At 66.8% G+C, this 10,013-nt stretch carries 8 protein-coding genes and 1 pseudogene; 6 read left to right on the plus strand and 3 right to left on the minus strand.

All coding sequences use genetic code 11. The features are described 5' to 3' along the window. Window positions 1-289 precede the first annotated feature (289 nt). Window positions 290-2,614: a beta strand repeat-containing protein gene (locus ACO1BU_RS34430; protein WP_424140423.1), complete on the plus strand. Its 2,325-nt coding sequence runs from the start codon at window positions 290-292 to the stop codon at window positions 2,612-2,614. 145 nt (window positions 2,615-2,759) lie between these two features. Here the strand turns inward: ACO1BU_RS34430 and ACO1BU_RS34435 are convergent, their stop codons facing one another. After that, entirely contained in the window at window positions 2,760-2,987 is a 228-nt protein-coding gene (locus tag ACO1BU_RS34435) for a hypothetical protein (protein WP_424140424.1), read from the minus strand. 457 nt (window positions 2,988-3,444) lie between these two features. Next, window positions 3,445-4,434 (minus strand): helix-turn-helix transcriptional regulator, encoded by a 990-nt coding sequence (locus tag ACO1BU_RS34440; RefSeq protein WP_424140425.1) that lies wholly within the window; start codon window positions 4,432-4,434, stop codon window positions 3,445-3,447. Between the two features lie 228 nt (window positions 4,435-4,662). Here ACO1BU_RS34440 and ACO1BU_RS34445 point away from each other — a divergent pair, with 228 nt between their 5' ends. From ACO1BU_RS34445 to ACO1BU_RS34455, 3 genes are all read left to right on the plus strand, one after another. Then, window positions 4,663-5,466, plus strand: a complete 804-nt coding sequence (locus ACO1BU_RS34445) for a uracil-DNA glycosylase family protein (RefSeq protein WP_424140426.1) — start codon at window positions 4,663-4,665, stop codon at window positions 5,464-5,466. A gap of 542 nt (window positions 5,467-6,008) precedes the next feature. After that, window positions 6,009-6,395, plus strand: coding sequence for a hypothetical protein (locus tag ACO1BU_RS34450; RefSeq protein ID WP_424140427.1), 387 nt, complete (start codon window positions 6,009-6,011; stop codon window positions 6,393-6,395). A 4-nt stretch (window positions 6,396-6,399) separates the two neighbouring features. Beyond that, entirely contained in the window at window positions 6,400-7,170 is a 771-nt protein-coding gene (locus ACO1BU_RS34455) for a hypothetical protein (protein WP_424140428.1), read from the plus strand. 927 nt (window positions 7,171-8,097) lie between these two features. Here ACO1BU_RS34455 and ACO1BU_RS34460 read toward each other — a convergent pair. Beyond that, window positions 8,098-8,808, minus strand: coding sequence for an IS6 family transposase (locus ACO1BU_RS34460; RefSeq protein WP_424140429.1), 711 nt, complete (start codon window positions 8,806-8,808; stop codon window positions 8,098-8,100). Between the two features lie 54 nt (window positions 8,809-8,862). On the opposite strand from ACO1BU_RS34460, the pseudogene ACO1BU_RS34465 reads away from it, so the two are divergent. Both ACO1BU_RS34465 and ACO1BU_RS34470 read left to right on the plus strand, forming a co-directional pair. After that, a pseudogene (locus tag ACO1BU_RS34465) lies at window positions 8,863-9,162 on the plus strand (IS110 family transposase); the annotation flags it as partial. A 254-nt stretch (window positions 9,163-9,416) separates the two neighbouring features. After that, window positions 9,417-10,013, plus strand: a 597-nt coding sequence (locus tag ACO1BU_RS34470) for an IS6 family transposase (protein ID WP_424140430.1), incomplete at its 3' end; no start/stop codon positions are given.

Raw genomic sequence — 10,013 nt, forward strand, 5'->3', positions numbered from 1 at the left:
GCGCCCCCTGCCCTCTCCGGCCAGTGGAACAGGCGCCCCCGCGCCCGCCGCTCCGGCCGGGCTTAGTGTGCCAGGACAGGTCCTTCGATGGCAATTAGCCTCTCTGCCCACCACAGGCACGGTAATGCAGGATTATCGTGCATCGCCTGAGTGTTGTTGCGAACACGGCTTGTTGTTCCTGAGTACAACCTTCGGTTCATTGCCGTCGCACACGGTTCCACATTTCATGAACTAGGATGGCGGAATCGACACCAATCTCGCCATTTTGGATTCCAATTTGGAGGAATGCGTGGCGAAGATCACTGGGACAACCAAGAATGACACCCTCAAAGCGACTGCGGAAAACGACGAGGTCGACGGCTTAGCCGGCAATGACACCATCCTCGGAGAGTATGCTGGGAATCTCGAGCAGAATGGCGGCCACGACCGCCTGTATGGCGGACTAGGGGACGACCGGATCTTCGGCGACGTGGATGGGAGTTTTACCTCGCTGACCGCCGAAATCATCATGGGCGGCGACGACTACATCAACGGTGGCGACGGCAAGGACAATCTTGTCGGCGATGCCGGCAGGAGCTTCATCGCCGATTCCTACGGCGACCAGACGATCAAGGGCGGTTGGGACACAATCGACGGCGGCATCGGCGACGACCTCATCTACGGCGATGCTGTCCTCGACTTCTATGCAGCTGCGGATGAGCGTGTCATCGGCGGCGACGACACGCTGATCGGCGGCGACGGCAAGGACAAGGTCTATGGCGACGTCGCTGGTCAGCTGTTCGCGGACTCCTCGGACGGATATGCCCAGGGCGGCAACGACGTGATCAGTGGTAACGCGGGCGACGACACGCTCGTCGGTGACGCCGGCACCTCCATCGTCTCGCGTGAGGCGAGTGCCCGCGGTGGCAACGACATCCTGGACGGCGGAACAGGTAGCGACAAGCTCTACGGCGATGCCGTGAAGGACATCTACGCCTACAACGATGGCTTCGCGACGGGCGGGCACGACCGCTTGAGTGGGGGTGACGGAAACGACACCCTGGTCGGCGATGCGGGCAGCGGCATCAACGCCGGAGGATCGTCAGAGGTCTATGGCGGCAACGACCACCTCGAGGGCGGCGCAGGCAAGGATACACTTTACGGTGACGCCATGGCCGGGATGACCGCCAACGCGGAAGGCTACGTCACGGGCGGAAGTGACGAGCTGCTCGGTGGGGTCGAAGCGGACAAAATCTACGGCGATGCCGGCACCTTCATGACCTCGTCCAGCGACGGCATCACCACCGGCGGCAACGATCAGATCGAGGGGGGGGACGGCAACGACTACCTCTACGGGGATGCGGGCACCGACTTCTTCACTGTTGCCGACGACGATTGGGGCGAGGGCCAGAACGGTGTCGTGGGTGGCGCTGACAGCCTCTACGGCAATGCCGGCAACGACACCATCTATGGCGATGCCGGCCGCGACTTCGATGCCATGTCGTCCTACACCTCCATCCTCGGCGGCAACGATCTGCTTGTCGGCGATCTCGGCGCCGATTCACTCTTCGGGGATGCCGGTGGCAGCTTCTACTCGCGGGATTCCGACAGCTTCGTGGTCGGTGGCAACGACCTCATCTTCGGCGGCGCCGATGCCGACAAGCTGAGCGGCGACGCCGGAGGGTCCTTCGAGGCCTCTGCGGAGGGCCATGTCACTGGCGGCGACGATACCCTCTACGGCGATGCCGGCAAAGACACCCTCTACGGTGATACAATGGGCCGGTTCTACGCGGATTCCTCGGACGGCCGGACTCGTGGCGGGAACGACACCCTGTACGGCGGCGCTGACGATGACCGACTGATCGGCGATGCTGGCGGCGACATGGTTTCCCGTGACAGCTCGGTCCGCGGCGGCTCTGATTACCTCGACGGCGCCGCGGGCAACGACCAGATGTTCGGCGACACCCAGGGCGCTTTCACTTCCACCGCCGACGGGTTGGTCGGCGGCGGGAACGACACCCTCATGGGAGGCGACGGAAAGGACACCCTTGTCGGCGATGCAAAGGATATGTCCTCTAACAGCTACCAGGGCGTGGTCGCCGGCGACGATGGCCTCTTTGGCGGCCTCGGCGATGACATCCTTTATGGCGACGCCAGCGGCACCGCAACGGCATACAACTGGGGTGAAATCATCTTCGGCAATGACACCCTCTATGGTGACGCCGGGAATGACCGCCTGTTCGGTGACGCGGCTATCAGCTCGCTCGGTGAGGGAAGCTTCTTCTCCGGGGGCCACGACTATCTGGACGGCGGCGACGGAGCCGACCAACTACGCGGCGGCTTTGGAGCGGACATCCTCGTGGGAGGGGAAGGTGCCGATCGGTTCATCTTCACCAAGGGCGACGGCGGCACGACCGTCACCGGTGCCGATTGGATCCTCGACTTCCAGGACGGCTTGGACCGAATCGCCCTGACTGGTGGGCTGACCTTCGCCGGCCTTACCCTCAACCAGACCGGCAACTATTACGGCTCTGGCGCCCATGACACAGTCATCAGCTACGCCGCCACAGGCGAGATCCTGGCTGTCGTGCAGGACGTGATTGGCCTGACCTCGAGCGACTTCATCCTCGTCTGAGCACAACCGGCCAGCGGCCCGGTTTAGCGGGCCGCTGGCTCGGTCAGCGCGCTTTAGCGGCCGTGGGAGGAGGTGGACACCCTTCACGGCAGGCTAATCGGCGGTCAAATGCCGCGCCAGGCTCCTCAGAGCCCGGCCGGTGCGCTCAAGGGGGCTCGGGCGGGGCGGTGTTGTCCTGCAGCGCCTGCCAGACGATGGCGCCAAAGACGAGCGCCTTGGCGAATACCTGCGAGACGATCATTGCGGTGATGGTGATGTTCTCCCCAGGTGTTGGCGTCCAGTGCAGAGCCGCGCGACGTCCTCCCCGTGCGGCCGCTTGCCTGTCGTAGTGTGCCTGGATCGGGCCGAACTTCACGACGCTCGAATGCCGCACCGCCTCCTGCGGCAATGAGACCTCCACAAATCGATGGACTCGTTCGAAGACCAGTTCGTGCCCAGGGATGCCGCGCTCCTGCCCGCCCTGGAAATGCCCGAGTTGCCGAAGCCCCCGCCTTTGATGACGGAGCAGATGGGCCGGCTTTCGTGATCCAGCAGGTATTCTCGGATGCGATTGCCCGCTAGGGCCACCTTCTCGTGCTTCACGCAAACTTGGCTCGTCTGCTCGGCTCTCACCAGCTGATTCCCGCGCGAGGTGGCGATTCCCCACCAAACGATTAGAGGAACCAGCACCGCCCCAGCAGCGGTCAGGATGTGGATGGGCATTCAACCGGAGCTCTCCGCAGTTTCTGGTACAGATCGGCGGGCTTAGAGTGAGTGCAAAGCGGCTCGGGATGGCTGCGCGGGTGCACGCTGGGAAGCGCGGGATGCGGATGTAGCGGCGAACCGCTGTGTCAGGCGCTGCGTCCCTCATGGTGGTCGCACGCTGTCGCGAGCTCTCGGACAAGAAAGGAGCGAAGCGAGGCGGGCGAGACAATCTCGACGTCTTCACCCCAGGTGAAGAGGTGCCACGCCATTTCCCGCCGGCCGCCGGCCGTGAAGCGGACGAGGAGGGAGCCGTCCGGCTCTGCCTCGAACGTCTGCGTGGGGTGGAAATGGAAGCGCCGGGCTTCCGCGGCGGCATGCCGGGGGAAGCGAAGCACCACCCGGATAGGCCTCTCCTGGAAGACGCCGAAGGCCCTCGCGGCATAGGCGGCGAGGCTCCACCCCGGCGACGGTCGCACCGCGCCTCTGGCCGGCTGGGCATCCGAGATGCGGTCCAGCCGCCAAAGGACCGGCTCCGGCGTACCGCGGGCCGGCCCGACGAGGTAGTAGGCACGGCCATAGAGCAGACCCCAGGGCGAGACGGTGACGACGCGGGCGCTCCCGCCAGCGGCCGCGTATCGGAACCGGCACGCGGCACCCCCTTTGAGCGTGTCGCGCAGCAGGGCGAGGAGGTCTGCATCCACCCACGGGCGCGGCCCCGGCTGCATCGCGTGGCCCTCGGCGAGGGCGAGGGCCTCAATGTCGGGCGCGAGGCGGCGCCGGAGAGGGGCGCGCACCGCAGCCTCGACCTTCGCGGCGAGGGAGCGGAGGAGGGCAGCGCGGGCGTCGCCGCCCTGCCCAGACAACGCGGTAGCCGCGGCACGGAGCTCGGCCAGTTCGTCCGCGGTCGGGGCTTGCATGAAACCGTCGAGCCCCCCAGGAATGCGGAAGCGCTTGCGTGGGCCGTCGGTGACCTCCTCCATCGCTGGGAAGAGATTGCGTAGAGCGTCGCGCAGGCGCTCGGCCGTGCGGCGGTTGACACGGGCAAGTCCGGCTATCTCGTCGAGCGTCAAGCCTTCCGCGCTCGCCGCCAGCTCGCGGGCGATGACAAGGACGAGCGCTGCCTTCTCATGGCGCATTCGGTCGCTTCCTGCCCCAGCCCCTATCGGATCAGCACGACCGATCCTGTCGTGTCCGGGTCGTATTGTCCAACGTCGCAGAGAGGGCCAACCTGCATCTCTGGTGGAGCGCCGGGAACGGTCCTGCGTGGGAGTGGACGGCGAGCGGTTCGCGCTTCTCCATCAAATGCAGTGCCCGTCATTGGCCGGAGGAGTGAAATCGTGAGTGACGCGCTGATGCAAACCCTGATGACGTGGGCGAGAGATGAGGCGCGCATCGCGCCCGACGCGTTCGCCTGCCAGCATTACGAGGACTGCAACCGGTCGGTCGGCGGCACGCTTGGGCCTGGGACGGGATGCCAGATGAGCTACGTCGGCCAGCACTACGCGCCGGAGGAGGATCCGGCAGACTTCCGCCTCGTCGTCGTCGGAATGGACCACGGTGAGAAGTCGTGCGCTGGCTACGAGGCGACCCGGGACGGCCTGGATGCAGTCTATCAAGAGGGCGGCAAGAATTTCAATCCGCACTACAAGGGCGTGGTCCGCACGGCCATCGCGATCTTCGGCGACGGCGCGACCTACTGCCGCGCGAACTGCGGGTCGCGCTGCACGGGCGGCAGCCAACAGGACACGGCAACTGCATGCGTCATCAACCGCATCGTGCAGCCGAATGTTGTAAAGTGCACCCCAGACACGCAGGACGATCGGCGTTCGCGCGCGACGTGGCAGATGTGGCGGAACTGCGCGCACCACCTCGCGCATGAGCTGCAACTCCTCCGGCCGCACCTCGTCGTGTTCCACGGGAGCTGGGCCCCCGAGGCGGTGCTGGGCGCCCTGACCGCCGAGGGCGCCGGCGCCGCGCCCGTTGAGGGCGCGCCCCGCGCCGGGGCGCGGGACGTCCTCTACCGCTCCCCCGCGCTCGGGACGCACCTCCTGTTCCTCTACCATCCGAGCTACGGCCACCTCGACCGGCAGTGGGATCCGGTCGTCGAGCCGTGCCTTGCCTTCCTCCGGGAGCGCGAGCTCATCCCGTCGCGGGCGGCCGCGACCTGAGAGGCGGTGGAGGGATCGCGCCCTCCGTCGTCTCGAACCGCGCCGTGTACGCGGCGAGGATGCCGGGGCCGCCGCCGATCCATCCGTCAGGCACGGCGTGCACCGTGCGGAGCCCCTGCTCCCTGAACCACGCGCGGTGCAGCCTCGCGGCCCCGGTCGAAGGAGTGGACGAAGTACATGCCGCGCCCAGCCTCACGCAGAATATCGATGATGGAGCGGATGAACTGTGGCGTCGAGACTCCCCTGGCATAACGGGGTCGGCCCCATCGCTCCTCGGATCACGACAGAGAGCCGGAAGCTCCGGGCCGGGTTCGGCACTCCTCCATATTGCCGTGCCGGGCGTCTACGTCAGCCCTGCGCCGAGCACCCCGCGGACTAGCTACGACCGTTTCTGGCGCAGCATTGGGGTATATGGGGGAGCGACGATCAGGAACGCTGTGCGGCGGAGCTCGGGAACTTTGGACCACGCAGGCTCCTACCCCGTCGCGGGCAAGAGGAGGGAGAGATTGGTGGCACGAGACGACGATGCTGCAGACCCGCCCATGACCGAACGACCGGGCGCGCCGACACCGCGGCTCGGCCTGTTCTGGGTCGCGCCAAACCCGCGCGGAACCTGGGGTGTGCGCGACCTCTCCCGGCCTTTCGCGGCGGTGCCGGAGATCGGCGGCTTCCGTACCCTCGACGAGGGTCACGTCGACGCATGGCCGCAACTCGGCGGTCACCTCGATCCGGACTACGGCGCCTACCCGCGCGGCCGGGTGAACTGGCGGGCGGAGGACGGGCGCTTCCTCCTCCTCCATGATCCCGTGCTGTCGCGGGACGGCTGGATCGCGCGCGTCGCCGAATGCTTCGTGCTACCGCCCAGCCGGACACTTGTCATGACTGACGCGCACTATCGCTCCCGCGTCCGTCCTCCGGCAGGGGCGTGAGAACGTGAGGGAAGCCCTCACCCGGCTGCTCTTCGAGGAGCGCCATCCCGACCTCTTCGCGCTCCGGCACGCCGGGTCCGGGAAGAGTGCCCTCGCCGCGTGGGGCTTTGAGCACGGGGACGGATGGTTCGCGATCATCGCGGCGCTCGCTGAGGTGGTGGAGTCCCGCAGCCCGTCCGCGTGCGTCGTCCAGTGCAAGGAGAAGTTCGGGACGCTCCGGGTCTACCTCCGCAATGACGGCAACGACCGTTACTGTCGCGGGGCCCTCCTCACCGCGGCGGGCGTGAGCGGGCGCGTGAGCGAGCTGAGTGGCCGTCCCGGACGGATGATGACGCGCACCCAATCGTGCCCCGGCGGCCCCCGCTCCGTCTTCTCGGGCGTCCGCACCCTCGCGCCGGCCGAGGCCGCCGGATGGGAGCCCGCGCAACCCGGGGAGCCCGACGCGCCGGCCGGCGCCGACGAGTTGCGGGCACGGCATCTCGATATTCTTCGCGGCGCGACGATCGCCGTCCCGACGCCCTGTCTCGGACTCATCGACGCTTGGCTCGGGGCGTTGCGCGCGGCTGACGCTCCGCCGCAGGGGCTCCGGCTCGCCCGCCTCGGCCTCGACGGCGACACCGCGCCGGTGGGCCAGGTGGGGGAGGAAGTCCTCGGCGCGACCGCCTTCCACGCCGCGCTCGGCCGCCGGGTGGACCGCCGGAGCGGCTCGGTCGGTCCGGTGGACGACCGAGGCCGCCTCCTCGCCTGTCGCGCCGTCCTTGACGACAGCCGGTGAGCCGCGCCGTGCACCGCGGGCTCCCCAGCGCCCGTCGCAACCGGTCGTGGGTTCTCGCGGCCGCGCCTAGCCTTTCCAAGCCGCCGCGCCCGGCAGATGGACCGCTACCTGGTCTGCGCCTTCGAAGGCGCGACGCCCGCGTTCTCCGTTGTGCTCTCTGACTACGACATCATAGTCTGGGTGGAACGGGAGGGAGAGGACTGAGACGCGATCTACTGGGAATGGGCCAGCGCACACCGAGTTCCGGGCGGCTTTATGCTCACCCGCTATGGCGTGGTCTTCTCGGAGCCAGCATCGGAACGTTCGGACAGGCGCATGACACGGCTGCTTAGCAGTGATGGAGCGGCCACGGACCAGATCGGCGAGCCGGCGTACCAGTGCGACCATGGTGGCCGCATCTCTATCCTGCGTGATATGGGCGATGGCCGCCGCCTCATCTGGCGATAGCGCCGCAGTCTCTTTCATTGTCATCCAGGCCAGGGACTGAGCGGAGGGCAGTCTGGTTATCGGGATCTGCGCGGGCGACAGTCCGGCTGGAAGAGTCCCGTGGCATAGCTGTCGGGAACAGAACGGCGACGCTGCGGTGCGCCGGGGCTGGAGCCATCGTGCCACCTGGCGCCGCGTACCGCGAAGGCCACGCGCCTGTAGCTCCCGCAAAGCGCGAGGGCGTTCTCGCAGCCCTGCTCCCGTCGTTGGTCAAGGTAAGCGAGGTGTGGATCAAGTATGCTCGGCCGTGACCGTGGCAAGGCGCGTTCGGGAAAGCTCTCGGACTGGGCGTAGGCCCGTACCGTGCCGCGCGCGAGGCCCATATGACGGCTGATCGTCAGCAAGGGCGCACCAGCGCCGTGACGACGCCGGATCTCCTCATAGGGGCAAGTTGTTCGACGAGAAGGCAAGTTCGGCCGCATGATCGAGGGTGCGGCAGGATCATGATGCCGCTTGGGCGCACGTCTCCTGCTGCCAGCTGCGAAAGGCCTTGGTGCGGGCGCGCCGGTACTCGCCGGCCGTCATCAGGTGCCGGCGTGGACGGAAGTGGCCATAGATCATGCTGTGCGCTGAGAGAAACCGCTGGGCCTGTTCAGCCGACTTGAACCGTTGCATCTGCCGCTCCCGCCGTCGGGTGGGCCGATGCGAGTTCTCGGCCCGGTTGTTCAGGTAACGGCTGCTGCGATGCCGGACCTCGGGTAGGAGTTCGCGCCTTGCCACGCCGTAGCTCTTCAACCCGTCAGTGACCAGCCGGCGCGGCTTGTACTTGAGGCCCGCGAGCAGGCGCTTGAAGAACCGCTTGGCCGCACTCCCGTTCCGCCGGTCCTGAACGAGGATGTCCAGCACCACGCCGTGCTGGTCCACCGCTCGCCAGAGGTAGTGCAACACGCCGTTTATACGCAAAAACACCTCATCAAGGTGCCAGATATCGCCCGGCTTCGGTCGGCGGCGCCGCAGCTTGCGGGCGAACTCCGAACCGAACTTGCGGCACCAGTTCCGGATGCTCTCGTGGGTGACGGTGATGCCCCGCTCCGCCAGGATCAACTCCACGTCGCGCAGACTCAGGCTGAACACATGGTAGAGCCAGACCGCGTGGCTGATGATCTCTGCCGGGAAGCGGTATCCAGGGTAGGTGGCGGGGTCCGAGGTCATCCCGTCAGACTGCCCCGGCCCGGTTGTTCCGACCACAGTCCATCAACTTGCCAATGCCGGCGCCAGGGTGGGATCACCAAGGCTGGGAACGGCTCGGCCCGGCGCATGCTGATCGAGGCGGCCTGGAGCTATCGGTTCCCGGCCCGGATTAGCCGAGAGCTACTGCTGCGTCAGGAAACCTTGGCCAAGCCAATCCGCGACACCGCCTGGAAGGCGCAGGAACGGCTGTGCGGGCGTTACCGCAAGCTCGCCAGGGCGGGAAAAGCGCCCAACGTCGTCACTACCGCCATTGCCCGCGAATTGGCGGGTTTCGTATGGGCCATTGCCAGACAGGCCCAGCCTGCTGCCACCTGACACTTCCATCCCGCGCAGCGCTGTCCAAGGAGGCCGATCACCAAAACACCTTCATCCCAAGCTGGACAAGGCTGGGGGCACGGTCACGGCAGGAGAACCCTCGCAGACACTACCAGCCGGATCTGATCCGACGCTGGCTGCTAGACAGAGGAAGCTCCGCGACGGCGTTGTCAGGTTGGCGGTCTGGTCGGGCGGTGGCAGCCTGCCTTGTATGACGACCCCGCCCAGTCCCTACCGCGGCTTCCGCTACCCGGCTGAGGGTATCGAGCATGCGGGATGTCGAGCTGATCCTGGCCGCCCGAGGGGTCGTGGTGAGCTACGAGACTATCCGCGAGTGGGGCCTTCGCTTTGGCCGGCAGTTCGCGAATGCTCTGAAGCGGCGTCGGCCGAGGCCGGGCAACAAGTGGTTCCTGGACGAGGTGTTTGTCCGCATCCGCGGCAAACAGCACTATCTCTGGCGTGCGGTCGACCAGGACGGCAACGTGCTCGACATTCTCGTGCAGAGCCGGCGAAGCGCCAAGGCCGCCAAGCGGTTCTTCCGCAAGCTGCTGAAGGGCTTGCAACACGTCCCGCGTGTGATCGTCACGGACAAGCTGAAGAGCTACGCCGCAGCGAAGCGCGACATCCTGCCCGGGGTGGAGCACCGGCGGAGCCGGTATCTCAACAACCGGGCCGAAGTGTCGCACCAGCCAACGCGACGACGAGAGCGGCAAATGCAGCGGTTCATGTGTGGACGGCGCCTGTGGCGCAAGAGGTTTTCAGCCGTGATTCCTACCGGTCGGGTGCATCCATGTGTTCGGCCTGTTTGCGCAGCGCCCATGGCTGCTGGCCCTGATGAAGTCCGCGGATCG

Origin of the sequence: Roseomonas chloroacetimidivorans, from assembly GCF_049629625.1 — a bacterium.
In the GTDB taxonomy this organism is placed as follows: domain Bacteria; phylum Pseudomonadota; class Alphaproteobacteria; order Acetobacterales; family Acetobacteraceae; genus Roseomonas; species Roseomonas chloroacetimidivorans.

Excerpts from the sequence above, each read along its gene's own strand:
- ACO1BU_RS34440 (WP_424140425.1), bottom strand. The coding sequence starts at position 4,434 with ATGCGCCATGAGAAGGCAGCGCTCGTCCTTGTCATCGCCCGCGAGCTG.
- ACO1BU_RS34445 (WP_424140426.1), top strand. The coding sequence starts at position 4,663 with ATGACGTGGGCGAGAGATGAGGCGCGCATCGCGCCCGACGCGTTCGCC.
- ACO1BU_RS34450 (WP_424140427.1), top strand. The coding sequence starts at position 6,009 with ATGACCGAACGACCGGGCGCGCCGACACCGCGGCTCGGCCTGTTCTGG.
- ACO1BU_RS34460 (WP_424140429.1), bottom strand. The coding sequence starts at position 8,808 with ATGACCTCGGACCCCGCCACCTACCCTGGATACCGCTTCCCGGCAGAG.